Origin of the sequence: Citricoccus sp. (genome assembly GCF_035445025.1) — a bacterium.
Taxonomy (GTDB): Bacteria; Actinomycetota; Actinomycetes; order Actinomycetales; family Micrococcaceae; genus Citricoccus.
The window spans coordinates 41,450-58,988 of record NZ_DAOMPX010000005.1 but is presented as its reverse complement, the minus strand read 5'-3'; the positions used below and the strand labels follow the sequence as shown (position 1 = coordinate 58,988).

General features: G+C 71.5%; 15 protein-coding genes. 9 read left to right on the top strand and 6 right to left on the bottom strand.

The features are described from left to right. Positions 1 to 5 precede the first annotated feature (5 nt). The 4 genes from PLJ28_RS03265 (at position 6) to PLJ28_RS03250 (ending at position 2,607) form a co-directional block, all read left to right on the top strand. A complete protein-coding gene (locus PLJ28_RS03265; RefSeq protein WP_183529953.1) occupies positions 6 to 1,124 on the top strand; it encodes a YihY/virulence factor BrkB family protein in 1,119 nt (372 codons plus the stop codon). A gap of 105 nt (positions 1,125 to 1,229) precedes the next feature. Further along, on the top strand, positions 1,230 to 1,385 hold the full coding sequence (locus PLJ28_RS03260) for a hypothetical protein (protein ID WP_183529955.1): 156 nt from the start codon (positions 1,230 to 1,232) through the stop codon (positions 1,383 to 1,385). Between the two features lie 53 nt (positions 1,386 to 1,438). Continuing rightward, positions 1,439 to 1,846, top strand: coding sequence for a DUF3052 domain-containing protein (locus PLJ28_RS03255; RefSeq protein ID WP_183529957.1), 408 nt, complete (start codon positions 1,439 to 1,441; stop codon positions 1,844 to 1,846). Between the two features lie 122 nt (positions 1,847 to 1,968). Continuing rightward, entirely contained in the window at positions 1,969 to 2,607 is a 639-nt protein-coding gene (locus PLJ28_RS03250) for a uracil-DNA glycosylase family protein (protein ID WP_324589878.1), read from the top strand. 106 nt (positions 2,608 to 2,713) lie between these two features. Here PLJ28_RS03250 and catA read toward each other — a convergent pair whose 3' ends face one another. The 3 genes from catA to PLJ28_RS03235 all read right to left on the bottom strand — a co-directional run bounded on the left by catA (position 2,714) and on the right by PLJ28_RS03235 (position 5,834). Beyond that, positions 2,714 to 3,604 carry a catechol 1,2-dioxygenase gene (gene catA / locus PLJ28_RS03245; protein ID WP_010144050.1) on the bottom strand — a complete coding sequence of 297 codons (891 nt, stop codon included), beginning with the start codon at positions 3,602 to 3,604 and terminating at the stop codon, positions 2,714 to 2,716. Between the two features lie 155 nt (positions 3,605 to 3,759). Continuing rightward, positions 3,760 to 4,863: a mandelate racemase/muconate lactonizing enzyme family protein gene (locus PLJ28_RS03240; RefSeq protein WP_183529960.1), complete on the bottom strand. Its 1,104-nt coding sequence runs from the start codon at positions 4,861 to 4,863 to the stop codon at positions 3,760 to 3,762. After that, positions 4,860 to 5,834: a LysR substrate-binding domain-containing protein gene (locus tag PLJ28_RS03235; RefSeq protein ID WP_324589877.1), complete on the bottom strand. Its 975-nt coding sequence runs from the start codon at positions 5,832 to 5,834 to the stop codon at positions 4,860 to 4,862. Before PLJ28_RS03235 ends, PLJ28_RS03240 begins: the two co-directional genes overlap by 4 nt. A gap of 242 nt (positions 5,835 to 6,076) precedes the next feature. Between PLJ28_RS03235 and PLJ28_RS03230 the strand changes: the two genes are divergently transcribed. From PLJ28_RS03230 to PLJ28_RS03220, 3 genes are read left to right on the top strand one after another with little or no spacing between them, the layout of a single operon-like run. Then, the gene (locus tag PLJ28_RS03230) at positions 6,077 to 7,651 is read left to right on the top strand and encodes an SLC13 family permease (protein WP_183529964.1); all 1,575 of its coding nucleotides are present in this window, start codon (positions 6,077 to 6,079) and stop codon (positions 7,649 to 7,651) included. A gap of 47 nt (positions 7,652 to 7,698) precedes the next feature. After that, positions 7,699 to 9,846 (top strand): hypothetical protein, encoded by a 2,148-nt coding sequence (locus tag PLJ28_RS03225; RefSeq protein ID WP_298042850.1) that lies wholly within the window; start codon positions 7,699 to 7,701, stop codon positions 9,844 to 9,846. Further along, a complete protein-coding gene (locus PLJ28_RS03220; RefSeq protein ID WP_183529968.1) occupies positions 9,846 to 11,987 on the top strand; it encodes a hypothetical protein in 2,142 nt (713 codons plus the stop codon). Before PLJ28_RS03225 ends, PLJ28_RS03220 begins: the two co-directional genes overlap by 1 nt. Before the next feature lie 46 nt (positions 11,988 to 12,033). Here the strand turns inward: PLJ28_RS03220 and PLJ28_RS03215 are convergent, their stop codons facing one another. After that, the gene (locus tag PLJ28_RS03215; protein WP_183529970.1) at positions 12,034 to 12,732 is read right to left on the bottom strand and encodes a LytR C-terminal domain-containing protein; all 699 of its coding nucleotides are present in this window, start codon (positions 12,730 to 12,732) and stop codon (positions 12,034 to 12,036) included. A gap of 145 nt (positions 12,733 to 12,877) precedes the next feature. On the opposite strand from PLJ28_RS03215, the gene PLJ28_RS03210 reads away from it, so the two are divergent. Together PLJ28_RS03210 and PLJ28_RS03205 are read left to right on the top strand one after the other, a co-directional pair. Further along, the gene (locus PLJ28_RS03210; protein ID WP_183529972.1) at positions 12,878 to 13,786 is read left to right on the top strand and encodes a haloacid dehalogenase; all 909 of its coding nucleotides are present in this window, start codon (positions 12,878 to 12,880) and stop codon (positions 13,784 to 13,786) included. Positions 13,787 to 13,860: 74 nt separating this feature from the next. Then, positions 13,861 to 14,916, top strand: coding sequence for an isopenicillin N synthase family dioxygenase (locus tag PLJ28_RS03205; RefSeq protein ID WP_183529974.1), 1,056 nt, complete (start codon positions 13,861 to 13,863; stop codon positions 14,914 to 14,916). A 118-nt stretch (positions 14,917 to 15,034) separates the two neighbouring features. On the opposite strand, the gene PLJ28_RS03200 is transcribed toward PLJ28_RS03205, so the two are convergent. Beyond that, the gene (locus PLJ28_RS03200; protein ID WP_183529976.1) at positions 15,035 to 16,249 is read right to left on the bottom strand and encodes a sunset domain-containing protein; all 1,215 of its coding nucleotides are present in this window, start codon (positions 16,247 to 16,249) and stop codon (positions 15,035 to 15,037) included. A gap of 131 nt (positions 16,250 to 16,380) precedes the next feature. Then, positions 16,381 to 17,514, bottom strand: a complete 1,134-nt coding sequence (locus PLJ28_RS03195) for an alcohol dehydrogenase catalytic domain-containing protein (protein WP_183530053.1) — start codon at positions 17,512 to 17,514, stop codon at positions 16,381 to 16,383. Between the last annotated feature and the right edge of the window lie 25 nt (positions 17,515 to 17,539).

Sequence of the window (17,539 nt, the reverse complement as noted above, 5' to 3'; positions counted from 1 at the left end):
GTACCGTGCCCATCAAGGACCCGATCGACGCGACACTGGAGGCTGCCGACGCCCCGGCGCCCGACAGCGACAAGAAACCGGACAGTCCTCCGAAGCTGAACGGCGCGAGCCGGAAGTACGCCCTCAAACGGGCCCTCAAGGAGTTCGGATCCGACGGCGGCACCGACCTGGCCGCCATGCTGACCTACTACACGGTCCTGTCCCTGGCCCCGGCGCTGCTGGCGATCTTCTCCATCATCACGCTCGTGCTGGCCAACAACGCGGAGACCGTCACCGCCCTGGTGGAAGACCTGGTGAAGCAGTACGTCCCCGCCGACTACCAGGCGCTGGTGGTCAACCTGGTGGAGACGATGACCAGTTCGGCCAGCGGAGGCGTGATCGCGCTGATCATCGGTATCGCCACGGCCCTGTGGTCGTCCTCGGCCTACGTGAAGGCCTTCTCCCGCTGCATGAACACCATCTACGGCGTCGAGGAAGGGCGCGGTTTCGTGAAGCAGGTCGTGTCCATGCTGCTGGTCACCCTGGTCCTGCTCGTCGGGGTGGTGCTGATCCTCGTCTCCCTCGCCCTGAACGAGGCCCTGGTGTCCGGGGTGCTGGGCCCCCTCGCCGAACCGCTCGGCCTCACGGACATGCTGCAGTTCCTGACCCAGACCTTCCTGCCCGTCTGGGCCTGGGTGAAGTGGCTCGTCATCCTGGCCCTGGTGATCGCCATGATCGCCGTCCTGTACTACTTCACGCCCATCGTGAAGCAGCCCAAGTTCACCTGGGTCAGCATCGGCGCCGTCGTGGCGATCGTCGGCATCGGCCTGGCCGGTGTCGCGCTGTACATCTACTTCAGCTTCTTCGCCGGCTACAGCTCCTACGGGGCGATCGGCACGGTGATGGCCCTGCTGTTCGCACTCTGGATCTTCAACATCGTCCTGTTGCTCGGCGCCGAGATCGATGCCGAGATGGAACGCGCCCGCCAGCTCCAGGCGGGCATCCAGGCCGAGGAGATGATCCAGTTGCCCCCGCGCAGCACGGACAAGGTGGAGAAGGCCAGGGAGGCTCGGGACAAGCTCGAGGCCGACGGCCGCGTCCTCCGGCTGGCCTACGGCGGGGAGTCGGATGACAAGAAGGAGTGATGCCCCGTCCTGAGGGGTAGGGTCCCGCCCCGTCCGGCGGGACCCGGCACCACGACGGCGGCCCGGTACCCGGTGCAGGACCGCTGCGCCGGGTGCCGGGAGGGGGTGCGCCTGCTGCCGCTGGCGATTCCTCTCAACCTCGGCCTGACGCGCGGCATCGGCCTGCCGATGCCGGCGTTGAGCAACCGGATGCGCTCCGTGCGCCCGCCCACCTCCGCGTCGATGGTGTCCCCGTCGATGACCCGCGCCACGGTGGCCTGATCGCGGCCGTACCCTCGCTCCGGTCCGTCATAGTGCCGGTGCACAATGCAGCCATGGCCGAGACGACGAACCAGCCCGCCACACCCGCCAAGACGACGGCCCAGAAGCTCTTCATCAAGCCCGGAGACGTCCTGTACCTGGGCGGGGGCCACCAAGGCCTGCACGCCCTGCTCGACCCGATGCCCGCGGACGTGCTCGTGACCCAGGAGATCGGCGAGGCCACCGCCGTCGTGCTCTTCGCCCAGGACCAGCGCTCGCTGGACGGCGTCCTGGACGACTGGCTCGAACCGGCCCTCGGCGCACGGGTGCTGTGGATCGGCTACCCCAAGGGCGGGCGCTCGGACATCAACCGGGACTCCATCTGGAAGGACCTCCAAGGGCGCGGGCACACGCTCAACGCCAACGTCCCGCTGTCCGGGGAGTGGTCCTCGGTGCGCGTCAAGACCACGCCGGCGCGATAGCGGCGGTTCGTCCCACCGGGCGCGGCGGCCCGCAGCGGACGCCCCCTGGCCGACTCGTAGACTGGGGGCACGCTGGCCTGCACTCGCCGGTCCGCGCTCCGACGACTCAGGGAACTGTACCCATGCGCCGAATGTCCGATCCCGCCTACGTCACTGAAGCCCAGAACAACCTGCACGCGGAGAACATCGCCCCGATCACCCAGCTCTGCGAGTCGCTGAAGGACCCCGACAAGGGCCCCGTACCGTACGTCGACCCGGGATACGACGTGGACGAGGCCCGGATCCTCGTGCTCACGGCGGCCCCCGGACCGGGCACCGCCTCCGGGTTCCTCTCCCACGAGAACGACGACGACACCTCCGAGCGCCTGCTCCGCGTCTTCCAGGGCGCCGGACTGGCACCGCGCTATGCCGTCCCATGGACCGTCCACCCCTGGACCCAGGACGACTTCGCGATCAACCTCACCAAGGACCAGATCGCCGCGGGCGTGAAGCCCTTCAACCGGTTCCTCAAGCTGGTTCCCCGGGTCGTGGCCATCATGGCCCACGGCGGGGAGGCCCAGAAGCTCATCAAGGCCTTCTCGGCCACGATCGGCGGGACCATCCTGGACAGCAAGGCGATCAAGGTCTTCCCCCTGCCGGCACTCCACGCGCAGTCCGCGACCAGGAAGCAGACCCCGGAGGAGGCCGAGGAGCAGATGACCGAGGCCTACGCGCAGGCCATGCGGCTGTGCGGCATCCGCCCGCTCGTCTCGGGGAACTGACCACACGACAAGGCCCCGCAGGCCACAGGCCTGCGGGGCCTCCCGTTCCCGGAACCGGGTTCCCGGTGTCACCTCACGGCGACGCCGGTCCTCCCGTTCCGCAGTATCAGACGCGCAGGTGCGCCGGGGTCTCGTCCGAGACCGGATCCAGGACGAAGTCGTAGTCGACCTGGACGCCGTCGCCGTCCGCGGCCGGCTTCGGGTCGAGCATCAGCTCGGGCTTCACCGCAGTGGCGATGTCGTCCTCGTTGTGCGGATCACCCGGGAAGTACAGCTGGGCGGTCAGCAGCTCGTGGCCGGGGGCCGAGACCTTCAGGTGCAGGTGCGCGGGCCGCCAGGCGTGCCAGCCGGCGGCGGCGATCAGCTGGCCGCAGGCGCCGTCGGTCGGGATCTGGTACGGGGCCGGCTGCAGGGACCTGATCGCGAAGTAGCCCTCCTCGTCGGCGATGAAGGTGCCGCGCAGGTTCCAGTCCGGGATGCCGGGGGCGAACTGGGCGTAGAAGCCGTCCTCGTCCGCGTGCCACAGCTCGATCTTGGCGTTCGGCAGGGGCTTGCCCTCGGTGCTGGTGACCTGGCCCTGGAAGAGCATCATGGTGCCCTTCTCGTCCGGGCGCATGTCGATGGTGGCGGGCTTGCCCTTGCCGGTCTCGTGGCGCGGGGCGTCCGGGATGTAGTACGGCCCCTCGATGGAGCCCTTGTTGCCCTCACGGTGCTCCGTGGCGACCTCCTCCACGGAGTGCTCCAGCCACACGTCCAGGAACAGCGGCCACTCGCCGTCCTCGCCCACCTTGATCAGCCAGGCCTTGAGGGCGTTGAACTCGGGGTAGGTGACCTTCTTCTCGAGGATGATGTCGTTGGCGGCCTGCACGAGGGCCGAGGCCAGCTCGTTGACACGGGCCTGATCGGCCTCGACCGCCGCGGTCTTCCCGGACTGGCGGAACCGGTCGGTGGCCGCGGCGCCGGAGGCGGCTGCGGTGGCTTGCTCCTGGGGGGTCATGGTTTCTCCTTCATCGTGGTGCATCGGTGGTGGGGATCACGTCGTCCGCGCCGTGCTGCCGGTCACATTGTTGCGTCCAGCCTATGGATGGCGCGGGTCAAGCGGAAAGTCTGTTTCCGTCGCCATTGAGACGCCAAGGGTGTGAATCCGGCTGACTAGCGGTCGGTGCGGTATGTGCTGAGCTTCTCGTCGTCGATCTCGGCGCCGACGCCGGGCAGGTCCCGTACCGCGATGCGGCCGTCCGTGATCGTGATCGGCTCGGCCAGCAGGTCGTCGCTCATGTCCAGGAAGTTGGACAGCTCACCGGCCCGGCGCGAGGTGGCCTCGTGGGCGGCACCGAAGGTGACGGTCGCCAGGGAGCCGACCTGCGTGTCGATCTGGTTGCCCATCGTCACGTCCACGCCCAGGCCCGTGCACAGCCCGAGGATCTCGGTGGCCTCGGTGAAACCGGATCGTGCCGTCTTGATGCAGATGGCGTTGCAGCCCCCGGAGAGCAGCTCGCGGGACGCGTCCCCGGCCGTCGGCACGGACTCGTCGCCCACCACGGGGATCGGAGACTTCTCCACGAGACGGCGCCGGCTCATGGCCTCCTTCGCGTCACAGGGCTCCTCGAGCAGGGTCAGCCCGAGCCCGGCCGTCCCCTCGAGCACCTGCATGGCCTCGTTGGCCGTCCAACCGCGATTGGCGTCCAGGTAGATCTCGACGTCACCCCCCAGCCCGTCCCGCAACACGTGGCAGGCCTCGATGTCGAGGGCCAGGGGGCGCCGGCCGACCTTGAGCTTGAACGTGGTGATGCCGTACTCCTCGCCGAACCGCTGGGCCTCCTCGAGCAGCTCCTGTGCCGGCCGGAAACCGAGCATGTGGCTGACGCGCATCGAGTCCGTCCAGCCCCCCAGCATCTTGTGCACCGGCATCCCCAGGGCCTTGCCGGCCAGGTCCCACAGGGCGATGTCCACGGTGCCCTTGGCCACCTGGTTGTTGATGGTCCGGCGCATGACGGCGTGGACCTTCTCCCGGTCGAAGGGGTCCAGCCCGATCACCTGGGGGGCGAAGATCTCCTCCACCACGTTCTTGATGGACACCTGGGTCTCGCCATAGGTGTAGGGCCGCGGCGGGGCATCCGCCACGCCGACCAGACCCTCGTCCGTGTGGATCCGCACCAGGACATGGTCCGCCGTCTCCACCGCCCCGGAGGCGAACTTCAGTGGGTGGGTGTACGGGATGGCGTAGGGAATGGCCTCGATGCCGGTGATCTTCATGGTGCCTCCTCGGCGACTGGGTGGGATGACGGGGCGGTCTGCTGGTTCGCCGGGGACCGCCGGACCTGCTCCACGGCCCGGTGGGCGAGGGCCCGGAAACCCGGGATGAGCAGCGACCGGCTCCCCCGCTTCCAGGCCAGGGCCAGGCCGACCTCGGGCCCCTCGGTGAGTTCGCGGTACACGACGGGCGAGGCGGAGGTGGCGCGGCGGGCGCCATCGGGCACCAGGGCCAGTCCCATGCCCGCGCCCACGAAGGCCAGCAGGGTGGAGGTCTCGGTGGCCTCCTGCACGACGCGCGGCCGGAAGCCGGCCTTCCGGCAGGCCTCGAACGACACGGTGGCGACGGCGGAGGCCGGCGGGTACCCCACGAATTCCTCCCCGGCCAGCGCCGAGAGCGCCAGGGGGCCGCTGCCGGCGGCCAACGGATGCGCGGGGGGCAACGCCACGACCAGCGAGTCGCCCTCCAGCGGGTCCAGCACGACCTCGGCGGACTGGACCGGGGGCCGCAGCACGGCCACGTCGAGGCGGTTCTCCAGCAGGCCCTGCTCGATGTTCGGGGTCAGCATCTCCCCCATCACGTGCAGCCGCACACCGGGCAGCTCCTGGCGGGCCAGCTGGACGACGGCCGGCATCACCCGGTAGGTGGCCGAGCCGACGAACCCGATGCGCAGCACGCCCGCCGCCCCGGCCCCCACCTCCTGGACGTCCTTCTTGAGGGATTCGACGTCCGCCAGGATCTGGCGGGCGCGCTCGAGCATGAGGCGGCCGGCCTCGGTCAGGTCGACCTTGCGGGTGGTGCGCTCGAGCAGCTGCGTCCCGAGACTGGCCTCGAGCTGCTTGATCTGCTGGGACAGCGGAGGCTGGGCCATGTGCAGGCGGTCGGCGGCGCGGCCGAAGTGCCGCTCCTCGGCGACGGCCACGAAGTAGCGCATCTGGCGCAGGTCCACGGCGCCTCCTTTCATACTGGCCATCCCGGGGCATCTTCACGGGTGGACGAGTGTCCATTCGCCCGGTGGTACCGGTCCAGCGTAGGGATGGCCTCCATCACAGGGGAAAGACCGGTTCGCCCTACTTTAGGACGATAAGCCTCTCAATGCGCGTGGAATGTGTACTTCACGGTCGTCATTCATCCCAGTACGGTGTGACGGTTCACCGATTCAGACGTGGCAGATCCCACTCCATACTCTCCATCCGAACACTCGAGGCATTGACCATGACGACTTCCCCCACCGACGCGCGGGACCTCCGCCCGTCCGAGGCGCCCGGTTCCCCGGCAGCCGCCGAGGCCACCGAGCAACGCGACGCGCTCGACTCCGGCGCGAAACGCAACTGGTGGCTGCTCGCCCTGGGGCCGGTGGCCGGCCTGGTGCTGGCCCTGGTGCTGCCGGCGTCGCTGTCCTTCGAGGGACGGGCCGTGGCCGGTTGCGCCCTGTGGATGGCCATCTGGTGGATGACCGAGGCCGCGCCCATCCCGGTGACCTCCCTGCTGCCGCTGGTGCTGTTCCCGCTGTTCGGCATGGCGTCCATGAAGGAGGTGGCGGCGCCGTACGCGGACTCCGTGGTGTTCCTCGTCATGGGCGGGGTGATCCTCGGCCTGGCCACGGAGAAGTCCAACCTGCACCTGCGCGTGGCGCTGCTGACCATCCGCGCGGTCGGCACCAAGCCGGCGCAGATCGTCTTCGGGCTGATGGCCGCCTCGGCGTTCATCTCGGCGTGGGTGTCCAACACCGCCACCGCGGTGATCATGGTGCCGATCGCGGTCTCCATCCTCCAACTGGTCCGCTCGGTCGACCGCGAGGCCGCCGGCACGAAGTTCGCCGCGTCCATGCTGCTCGGCGTCGCCTACGGCGTGACCATCGGCTCGACCGCCACCCTGATCGGCCAGCCCCCGATGGCCCTGATGAAGGCCTACCTCGGTGAGGCCCACGGCTTCGACCTGCAGTTCGGCCACTGGATGCTCGTGGGTGTCCCGTGGGCCCTGGTCATGCTGTTCATCGCCTGGCTGGTGCTGACCAAGATCGTGTTCCGCGCCGAGGTCCAGGAGATCCCCGGTGGCAAGGAGATGATCCGCCGGGAACTGGCCGCGCTGGGTACCATGACCACCCCGGAACGCCGTGTCGGCATCATCTTCCTGCTGGCCATCTTCTTCTGGGTCGCCGTCCCGTTCATCGCCGGCATCCCGGCCGTCGCCGAGACGCTGCCGTTCCTGGGCTCGATCTCGGACACCCAGGTCGCCATGGCCGCCGCGATCGCCTGCTTCCTGGTGCCGGCCCAGCGGCGCTCCGTGGACCCCGGCGGCACCGCCCTGCTGCGCTGGTCCGCGGCCAAGGAGATCCCGTGGGGCCTGCTGCTGTTGTTCGGCGGCGGCCTGTCCCTGTCCGCCATGTTCACCGCCACCGGGTTCAGCGACTGGCTGGGCGGCCAGGTCAGCGGGCTGACCGGCGTTCCGCCCTGGCTGGTGATGCTCGTGGTGATCATCGTCAGCCTGGCCCTGACCGAGCTGACCTCCAACACCGCCACCGCCGCGGCCTTCTTCCCGATCTTCGGCGCCGTGGCCGTGGGCCTGGGCATGGACCCGCTGTTCATGACCATCGCCGTCACCCTGGCCGTCTGCTCGGCCTACATGCTGCCCGTCGCCACCCCCTCGAACGCGGTGGCCTTCGGCTCCGGTGAGGTCTCCATCAAGCAGATGGTCCGCGCCGGGGTCTGGCTCAACGTGATCTCCCTGGCGCTGATCATGGTGGTCATGTACACGCTGGTGCCGCTGGTGTTCCCGGACGGGATGTGACCGCAGGGCACCACGGCGGGGCCGGCACGCTGTGAAAGCATGACTGTATGACGACCTACCTGACCGCGGTGGTGCCCCGGGACCTGGAGCAGCGATTCCAGGCGTGGCTGTCCCCTCACGTTCCCACCGACGGCAGCCCCCGTGGTTCCGCGGACCCGGCCCCGGCCGACGTCACGGGAACCGGCACCTGGGCCTTCGCGCCCGGTGCCGGTGAGCACCTCGCGATCGACCTCCCGGGCACCGGGGCCCGACTGCACCACGTGGGCCGCTCGGCCACCGCCGACCTGGTGCCCCCGCGGCCCGGGCGGGCCCCGGCCGGAGCCCTGTTCCGGGGCTACGCCCAGTCCCCCGCAGGGGACACCCTCGTGTTCGGCGGCGCCGGTGCCGCGGCCCTCGCCGAGAGGGACCCGGACGCGGTGTACGACTCGGGATCCGGCCTCATCGGTGGCCGGCACGGTCGCGAATGGGAGGGGACGCACCTGGCCGTGGCGTGGGATCCCGAGGGACTGACCGCGCACACGGACTTCTTCCGGATGCTGCCGCTGCTCTACACCTCCGGCAACGGACTGCTCGCCCTCTCGGACTCCTGGCAACTACTGGTCCGATTGCGCACCGCCCTGGGCCTGCCCGTCAGCATCAACACCGCGACCGTCTGTGCCATGGCCACCGACCGGGCCATCACCGAACACCCCCTGGACACCAGCACCGCCTGCACCCAGGTCCGCATGGCGACCGTGGGCGCCCAGGTCGCGGTCCGCTGGACGGCCGAGGGCGCCGACGAGCCCCGCGTGCACCAGGCCCCGTTCCCGGAGATCTTCGCGGAGCCCTCGGGGGCGTGGGCGGAGACGGTCCGTCAGGGCGCGGCGTCCATGGCCTCGGTGCTGCGCGCCTGGAGGGACCTGCCCGGCGGTTCCCTCCGGTTGTCCATGTCCGGCGGCGCGGACTCGCGGGCGGTCCTGGCCGCGGCCCGGCGGGCCGACCCGGAGCAGCAGTCGACCACGCTGACCACAGCGGCACCCGCCGCGGCCACCTCGCGGGACTACGACGTGGTCCAGGGCCTGGCACAGGCCACCGGGCTGCGGCTGGGCAACAACCCCTCGGCCCCTGCGCCCCAATTGCACCGGTACCGCAATCGCTTCCTGGTCTGGATGACCGGTTCCCTGGGCCTGCACGACCGGCTGCAGTTGCCCAGTCCCCGCGTGGGAAGCCCTGGGCACTACACGCTCACCGGCCACGGCGCAGGACTCTTCAAGGGCACCTACGGGTGGCGGCCCTTCATGGACGTCGCCGAGGGCCTGGAACGGTGGGACCCGGGTGTGGGCGCCGTCGCCGGCACGCTGGGCCGCGGGTACCTGAGATCCGTGGGGGTGGATCCCCGGTCCCCGGACTCGAGCGAATGGCACTACATCGGGCTGCGCAACGCCCTGCACGGCGGTCGCTTCACCCTGTCCACCTATTTCGGCAGCCCGCCGCTGATGCAGCGGGACCTGGGGCGGCTCGCCCACGTACCGGCGGACTCGTCCCGCTCGCTGCCCGCCGCCCTGCGCAAGCATCCGGATTCCAACGCGCCGCGGCTCAACACCTCCATCTCCACCGTGCTGACGGCACTGCTGGACCCCGGACTCGCCGCCCTGCCCTACGACGACCCCCAGAAGGACGTGGACCGGGAGACCCTGGACACCATCCTGGGCGTCGTCGGCGGGCCCCTGTCCGACGGCGAGCTCTGGCCCCTGGCCACGTACGGCGTCCCGGCCGACGTCGACCACGGCGCGGCGGAGACGTTCCAGTCCCTGTCCCGGACCTGGGGGCACACCGTGGACGCGGACCGTGCCTCCGTGGCGCCCCTGGTCGCCCGGGGCGGGGCGATCGCCGCCGACGCCGGACTGGCCGAGTGGTACGGACCACTCGCGGAACGCGCTGCCACCCTGCTGCAGGAGAAGGTGCCGATGGGTCATCAGCGTGGCTCGTTCGGGCGGTTGATGACGTTCCTGCCCCTCGCGGACGCCCCCCTGGACAGCCCCGTGCCTCCGCGGACCCCGGCCCGCCCCTCCACCCCGTCCACTCCGGGTGCGGGCTCACCGAGCGGGGTCCGGCCGCCCGTCCTCGCCAGCCCCGAACAGGCCGGCAGGCGGGTGGCACGGTTCACCCGCCGCGCAGCCGGGCGCCTCGTCCGCGGCCTGCGGGGACGCGACTGATGTCCACGTACCTGACCGCCGTGGTGCCCCGCGCCCTCGAGGAGCGGTTCACCGCCTGGCTGGGCCCCGTGGACGCGCACGACCACCTGGTGGTGGACTTCCCCGGCGGGCAGGCCCGCCTCCACCACGTGGCCCGGGCGGCACGGCGGGACCTCCTGACCTCGGCCCCCTCCGGTCCCGCCGGTCCCGCCGGACCGGGCACCGACGGCACTGACGGCACCGGGGGGACGGTCCCGATGGGCCGCCACGGGGTGACCCTGTTCCGCGGTTACGCCCAGGACCCGGAGGGAACCGCCCTGGTCTTCGGCGCGGGTGGGCTCGCCGACTGGCACCGCCGGTCGGCACCGGCCCGAGGCACCATCGCCCCGAGCCCCGGTGCGGACTGGGATGGCTGTCACCTGCTGGTGCAGGCGGCACCGGACGGCCTGACCGCCACCACGGACTTCTTCCGGCAACTGCCCCTGCTCTACACCACCGGAGCGGGCCTGGCGGCCCTCTCGGACTCCTGGCCGCTGCTGGTGGACCTGCGCTCCGCCCTGGGCCTGCCGGTCACGGTGGACACCGCCGCGGCCCTGGCCTCCGCCTGGTCCAACACGATGGCCAACCACCCCCTCTCGACCACGACCCTGTGCCACGAGGTCCGGATGCTCCCGCCGGCCGCCTGCCTGGCCGTGCCCGTGAGCGCCGAGGGCGCCGGGTCCGCCCGCACCGAGCAGTCCCCGTGGCCCGAGGTGTTCGCCCCGGTGAGCGGCTCATGGGGTGACCAGGTCCGCCGGGCCGCCGCCCGGACCGCCTCACTGGCGCAGGCCTGGGCCGCGTTCCCGGGGACCTCCGTCCGGGTGGCGCTGTCCGGCGGCGTGGACTCGCGGCTGGTGCTGGCCGCGACCCTCATGGCCGATCCCTCCTCGGACGTGACGGTGTACAACACCACCAACCTCGGTCGCGCCAACCGCGCGGACGCGGACACCGTGCAGGCCCTCTCCGATCGTTTCGGTTTCCCGGTGGGCGCCGGGGGGCGGCCGGCACCGCGTCCCGTCCTGGAGAAGTTCGCCTCGCCGCTGTCCGTCTGGCTGCTGGACTCCCTGGGACTGAACCATCAGCTGGCACTGCCCTCGTTCCGGGTGGGCGGTGCCGGGTTCTTCACGGTCAGCGGCCACGGGGCCGGCGTGCACAAGGGCGCCTACGGCTGGCGGTCCATCCCCGCCCTGCGCGCCGAGATCGCCGCCTCCGACCCACAACTGGCCGCGGCCGTGGCAGTCTCCGCCTCCGAGGTGCTGCACGAGGTCGGGATCGACCCGGAGGACGGGCCGCACGCGACGGAGTGGCACTACCTGGGCGTGCGCAATTCCATCCACGGTGGCCGGTTCGCGATCCAGAACATGCTCGGCCCCCGCCCGCTCATGCAACGCCAACTGGTGTCCCTGGCCCACGCCCCGGAGGGGTCCGCGGTCGCCCCGCCGCCGCAGGTCGGCCCCGCCTGGTCCCGGGGTCCCGGCAACCGCTCACTCACCGCCGCCGTGCTGTCCGTCCTGGACCCCCGCCTGGCCGCGGCCCCCTACGACCACCCGGCCAAGTCCATCGCCCCGGAGACCATCGAGGCAGTCCTGGCCGCCGCGGGCGGGCCGCTGGACCCGGCCGAGCGCCATGTGGTCCGCGCCTTCGGCGCCCCGGCCGACGTCGTCAACGGTCCTGCTCCGGTCTTCGAACGGTGGGCGCAGAACCGGCTCGACCACTACCTGGCGCACGCCCCGGAGCAGGTACCGGAGGGCGCCGGCATCCACGCCCAGGTGGGAGCCCTCGTGGACGGTGGGCTCCAGGTGGCCGGTGACGCCGGTCTCGCCGAGTGGTTCCAGCCCACGGCCGGGCGTGCCCGCACGTCCCTGGCCTCGGGCGGACCGTTGTCCCACGCACGCGGTGACGCCGGCACGCTCATGGCGTTCCTGCCCCTGGCCGGTGCCGGCATCACCGGCCCCGTTCCCGTCCGCCGGGTACCCCGCGACGCGGCAGCGGCCGTTCCCGGTCCCGCCGCCACCGGTCCCGCGCCCCGGGAACACACGCCTGCCACCGGTGCGGCCTCGCACCTGCGACGCCTGGCCCGCCGTGCCCTGCGCTCGGCGCGGAATCTCCGCGGCGGACGGTGACAGGATTGACCACCGGCGCGGCGCGGTTCCCTCCGCGCACCGTCGTTCAGTCGCGGACGGCCCCCGCAGCCTCGGTCTCGAGCCGCTGGCAGTCCAGGGGCCCCGGTCTCGGGTCGACGTCCGCGGCGGGCACGAGCCCCGTGTACTTCGTGCCCATGATGATGTCCACGGTGTCCTCCTGGCGGTCGTCGGGCCGGTAGACGGAACCCTCGATGTTCCGCTGGAGGGCGAGGGCGGTCTCCCGGCCGGCCGGACCGGAGAGGATGACGGCCACCATGCTGGACGTGGAGAAGCGCTTGTTGCCGACACCGTCGATGATGAACCGGCGCTGCTCGAGAGCGTTGGCCACGTCCCCGGCCAGGCCGCCGATGGTGGTGCCGTTGTAGACCGCGACGGGGGACTCCTTGGCGTAGCCGAACGTCCCGGCCGGGCACAGCAGCGGTTCTCCCGGAGGCGCCGCCTCCCAGCCAGGGATGGCCCACTCGCCCCGCAACACCTGCACGGCGATGACGGTCAGTCCGGCCACCAGCAGTGCCAGGAGCCCCAGCACGAGGCCGTGACGCCGGTGCCGTCGGCGGCGGTCGCGCGCCAGCAGGCGGGGGTCGACCGCACGGAAGTACCCGTCCAGGTCGTCCTCCGTGAAGATCCGCCGGCCGTCCTCCTCGATCCGCGGGTCATCCCGGAACGACTCCTGCGGTCGCGAGCCCCCCGGATGCCGCCCGTCGGTTCCCCCCGCACTGCCCATGCGCACTCCTTCAGCGATCGCGGACCGTGACGACCATTACACCCCAGATGAGGTGCCGAGTCCGAATGCCACCACCGCGGTCCGTGGGTGACCGGACGAGGCCGGTTCGCGCGGGCCGGGCCCCGGGTGGACCTAGGCTGGGGCCATGCGCACCCTCCCCTCCGCTGGATTCCTGCTCGACGTGGACGGGCCGATCGCCTCCCCGAAGACCCGACGGGTCCCGGAGGCGATCCTGACCGCCCTGGTGGCCCTGGCACGCCGCGGCGATCCGGTCGTGTTCAACACGGGCCGCTCGGCCGAGTTCGTGGCCCGGCAACTGGCGGAACCCCTGCGCCGGGCGGGCCTGCCGGCGGATGCGAGGTTCCATGCGGTCTGCGAGAAGGGCGCCGTGCGGTTCTCCTTCGCTGATCTTCCTGACGGCGACCTGCCGGACATCGGCGGCCGCGCCGGGGTGCCGGACTGGCTGGTGGTCGACGACGGCATGCGGTTGCCGGAGGAGCTCGAGTCCCGCCTGGCCCGGCTGGTGCAGGACGAGTTCGGTGCGACGATGTTCTACGACGACACGAAGCTGGCGATGTTCTCCGCGGAGATGAACGTGGGCGAGTCCCTGGAGCGCTACCACCGGGACCAGGCCCGGTTCGACGACCGGGTCCGCCGGTTGCTGGACGCGGAGGCAGCGGGGGACGGGTTCCAGCTCGACCCGACGATCATCTCCTCGGACGTCGAGCACCGCAGCAGCGGCAAGGACCTCGGGGCCTCCCGTTCCTGGGACCTCATCTCGGCCGACGGCGAACTGCCCGTGCGCTGGTTCACCTGTGGTGATTCCCGGACCGACTACGCGATGGCCGACTGGCTGCACGGCCACGGGGCGGACGTCGTCCACGTGGACGCCCGGCCCGCGGACGGCATCCCGGAGACCCCATACCCCGTGCTGACCAGCAGGGACCTGTCCGCATCGGGGTTCGGCCCGGCCGACGGGGTCCACGAGGTGACCGGCCAGGCGCTGCTGGAGTGGGCATTGAACACCATCGGCACCCCCGGGTCCAGTTCGTGACGGGATGACGTCACCCGGGGTAGCGGAAGGCAACGTGCCCCGCACCGGAGGGTCCGGCGTCGTTCACTAGTGGTATGACACCTGCTCTCCCCGACTCCGCGGCCGGACAGGCCGCGCTGGACATCCCCGTCCTGGACCTGTCCACCATGCGTTCGGCCGACGGGGGCTTCGCCCCCGAGTTCCTGGACCGGTTGCGGTACGCGGCGCACAACGTCGGGTTCTTCCAGATCGTCAACTACGGTGCAGCCGAGGGACAGGTCGACGAGCTGTTCCGCGTGACCGCCGAGTTCTTCGCCCGCCCGGACGAGGAGAAGCTGGCCCTGCACAACCAGAACTCCCCGCACTACCGGGGTTACTCCTCCCTCGGCGCCGAGCGCACCCAGGGCCGCCCGGACTCACGCGAGCAGATCGACTTCTCTCCCCACCGCGAACCGGTGCCGGCCGAGCACATCAGACCCGGTGAGGAGTACTGGCACCTGCAGGGCCCCAACCAGTGGCCCGCCGACATGCCGGAGCTGGAGCAGACCGCCATGGCGTGGACCGCCCTGATGGACCGGGTCGGAGAGGATCTGCTGAAGGCCCTGTGCGTGTCCATCGGGCTGGACGAGGACCACTTCGCCGAGCCGTTCTCCGGCGACCGCGCCTGGATGGCCAAGCTGGCCCACTACGTCGGCGGCGTCAAGGAGGCGGGGACCCAGGGCGTGGGGCTGCACGCCGACTACGGCTTCATCACCCTGCTGCTGCAGGACATGGTGGGCGGGCTCGAGGTGCGTCCCTACGGACAGGACGAGTGGCTGCCGGTCGAGCCGATCCACGGCGCCCTGGTGGTCAACCTCGGCGAGATGCTGGAGGTCGCGACCAACGGTTATCTGATGGCCACCATCCACCGCGCCCAGGCCCCGGACGAGGGTGTGGACCGGTACTCCGTGCCGTTCTTCTACTCCCCCCGCCTCGACGCCGTCATCGACCCCGTGGAGCTGCCGGCGGAGCTGGCCGCCCAGGCCCGTGGCGTCTCCGATGACCCCGAGAACCCGATGCTGGCCTCCTTCGGCTCGAACATGCTCAAGGGCTTCGTGCGGGCGCACCCGAAGGTGACGGAGAAGTTCCACCCGGAGCTCGCCGGGCGGTGACCCACCGGCGTACGGGCGGAGTGCCCGTCACGCCCCGACGACGCGAAGGACCCGCCGTTCCTGATCGGGATGATCAGGAACGGCGGGTCCTCGGTCGTTCAGGCAGGATGAGACGTGGTCAAAGCAGGGACTTGCGGTACCCCGCGGCCCTGGCGGCGGATTCCGTCCTGAAGCACTCCTCCGGGGTGGTCCGGCTGTAGTAGGACCCCGTGGGCACATGGTAGATACCGGAGTCGGCGTTGCCCTTGATCGGATGTGTCGACGGGCAGCTCTTCCCGCGCGGTGCCGTGCGGGTGGACACGGGCTTCGGTGTGGGCTTCGCCGCCGGCCTGGCCGCGGCCTGGACCCGCACGCCGGCGGAGGTCCTGGTCACCGTGGTGAAGCCGGCCTTGGACCCGGTCACCTTCACGGTGATGGTCCTGCCCGCGTCGGCGGACTTCAGCGTGTAGGCGGTCCCGGTGGCTCCGGAGATGGCGGCCCCGTTGCGGTACCACCGCTGGGTCAGCTTCGTCCCGGTGGTCCAGCTGCCGCGGCTGACCGTGAGCTTCATCCCGGCCTTGGCGGTGCCGGAGACCTTCGGCACGGCCGTCTTCAGCGTTCCGGCGGCCACGGCCCTCGACTTCGCCGACGTCACGGACTTGGTGGCGTAGCCCATCCTGGACCCGGTGACCTTGACCGTCAGCGCCTTGCCGCGGTCGGACGCCGTGGCGGTGTAGCTCTTGGCCGTGGCGCCCTTGATGCCCGAGCCGTTGCGGTACCACTGGTACTTCAGGACCGTGCCGGCCGTCCAGTTCCCCACGCTGGCCGTGAGCCTCTGACCCACCTTCGGTGCGGCGGGGACCTTCGGCACCGGAGCGGTCAGCACGCCGGCCGCGAGGGGACCGAAGGCAGCGGAGGTGACCGTCCTGGTGGTGTACCCGGCCTGGGAACCGGTGACCGCGACGGTCAGCGCCTTGCCCATGTCGTGCACCGTGGCGGTGTAGGTCTTGGCCGTGGCACCGGTGATGCGCTGGCCGGCGCGGTACCACTGGTACGTGGTCCTGGTACCGGGCGTCCAGTAGCCCACGATCGCGGTCAGCTTCTCGCCGACGCGCGGAGCGCCGGTGATCCGGGGGGTGGCAGCGACCAGCTCCCCCGGTGCGGCGGTCACGCTCGCCGTCGTGGTTCCTGGCGCTGTGACGGCCTGGTGGATGAGGGCCGCCGGGACGGCTGGTGACGAGGCTCCTGAGGAGGGCACGGCCCCGAGGGCCGGAACAGCACTGGTGAGCAGGAGGGTGCAGGCCAGTGCGGCGCCGCCCAGCACGCGCTGGGTCTTCCATGAGATACGAGACATGAGGACATCCTGACGCAGGCCCGACCGGGACCCGCGGAGGACACACACCTGTCTTCCACGTGTTCTGCCCCCATCCGCCGAGGTCAGACGGGGAAGTGAGGCGTGAGGGCCGGACCGACAGGCCCAGCAGCTCAGAACTCGATGACCTGCCGCACCGCCAGCCCGTCGGCCAGCCGGTCCATGCCCTCGTTGACCTGTTCCAACCGGATCGTGCCGGAGATGAGTTCCTCGAGGGGCAGCCTCCCCTCGCGCCAGAGCTGTTCGAACCGGGGGATGTCCCGCGCGGGCACCGCGGAGCCCAGGTAGGACCCCACGATCGTGCGGGCCTCCGCCGTCAGCACCAGCGGACTGATCTCGGCCACCGCGTCCGGCGCGGGCAGCCCCACCGTGACCGTCGTCCCGCCCGGGGCCGTCAGCCGCACCGCGGTCTCGAACGCGCGCGGGTGACCGGCGGCCTCGACGACGGCCCCTGCCCGGATGCCGGCCTCCTCGGCCTGTCGCGGCGTCAGGGCCCGGTCCGCCCCGAGGCGACGGGCCAGGTCCAGCTTCGACTCCTGCTGGTCGACGGCCGTGACCGTCCCGGACGTCAGCGCGCGGGCGACCAGCAGTGCCGCCATGCCCACGCCGCCGAGGCCCACGATGACGACGTCGTCCTCCGGCCCCGGCCGCGCCGCATTGACCACGGCACCGCCTCCGGTGAGCACGGCGCAGCCCAGCACGGCGGCGACGCCGGCCGGCACGTCCGCCCCGATCGGCACCACGGAGCGGCGGTCCACCACGGCGTGGGTGGCGAACCCGGAGACGCCCAGGTGGTGATGGACGTCCTCCAGCGCGGACGTGCCCGCGGCCTGGTCCCCTGCGGCCCGGTGCAGCCGGCGTCCACCGCCCAGCAACTCACCGGCGTTGTTGGCCGCCGATCCGCGCGCACACGGCAGCCGTCCCTCCGTGCGGCACTCGGCGCACTCGCCGCAGCGCGGCAGGAAGACCATGACGACGCGGTCCCCGGGCGCGACGTCGTCCACCTGGGATCCGACCGCCTCGACGGTCCCGGCGGACTCGTGGCCCAGCAGCATCGGCACCGGGCGGACACGATTGCCGTCCACGACCGACAGGTCCGAATGGCACAGCCCGGCCGCCTCGATGCGCACCAGGAGCTCCCCCGGGCCGGGCGGGTCCAGCGTCAGCTCCTGCACCCGCAACGGCACTGACCGCGCATAGGGGCGCTCCGCCCCGATACGTTCCAGCACGGCCCCGCGGATGGTGATCGGGCCGGGCCGGGAGCCGGAGGAC

Excerpts from the sequence above, each read along its gene's own strand:
- PLJ28_RS03200 (WP_183529976.1), bottom strand. The coding sequence starts at position 16,249 with ATGTCTCGTATCTCATGGAAGACCCAGCGCGTGCTGGGCGGCGCCGCA.
- PLJ28_RS03215 (WP_183529970.1), bottom strand. The coding sequence starts at position 12,732 with ATGGGCAGTGCGGGGGGAACCGACGGGCGGCATCCGGGGGGCTCGCGA.
- catA (WP_010144050.1), bottom strand. The coding sequence starts at position 3,604 with ATGACCCCCCAGGAGCAAGCCACCGCAGCCGCCTCCGGCGCCGCGGCC.
- PLJ28_RS03235 (WP_324589877.1), bottom strand. The coding sequence starts at position 5,834 with ATGGCCAGTATGAAAGGAGGCGCCGTGGACCTGCGCCAGATGCGCTAC.
- PLJ28_RS03230 (WP_183529964.1), top strand. The coding sequence starts at position 6,077 with ATGACGACTTCCCCCACCGACGCGCGGGACCTCCGCCCGTCCGAGGCG.
- PLJ28_RS03205 (WP_183529974.1), top strand. The coding sequence starts at position 13,861 with ATGACACCTGCTCTCCCCGACTCCGCGGCCGGACAGGCCGCGCTGGAC.
- PLJ28_RS03225 (WP_298042850.1), top strand. The coding sequence starts at position 7,699 with ATGACGACCTACCTGACCGCGGTGGTGCCCCGGGACCTGGAGCAGCGA.
- PLJ28_RS03250 (WP_324589878.1), top strand. The coding sequence starts at position 1,969 with ATGCGCCGAATGTCCGATCCCGCCTACGTCACTGAAGCCCAGAACAAC.
- PLJ28_RS03240 (WP_183529960.1), bottom strand. The coding sequence starts at position 4,863 with ATGAAGATCACCGGCATCGAGGCCATTCCCTACGCCATCCCGTACACC.
- PLJ28_RS03255 (WP_183529957.1), top strand. The coding sequence starts at position 1,439 with ATGGCCGAGACGACGAACCAGCCCGCCACACCCGCCAAGACGACGGCC.
- PLJ28_RS03220 (WP_183529968.1), top strand. The coding sequence starts at position 9,846 with ATGTCCACGTACCTGACCGCCGTGGTGCCCCGCGCCCTCGAGGAGCGG.
- PLJ28_RS03210 (WP_183529972.1), top strand. The coding sequence starts at position 12,878 with ATGCGCACCCTCCCCTCCGCTGGATTCCTGCTCGACGTGGACGGGCCG.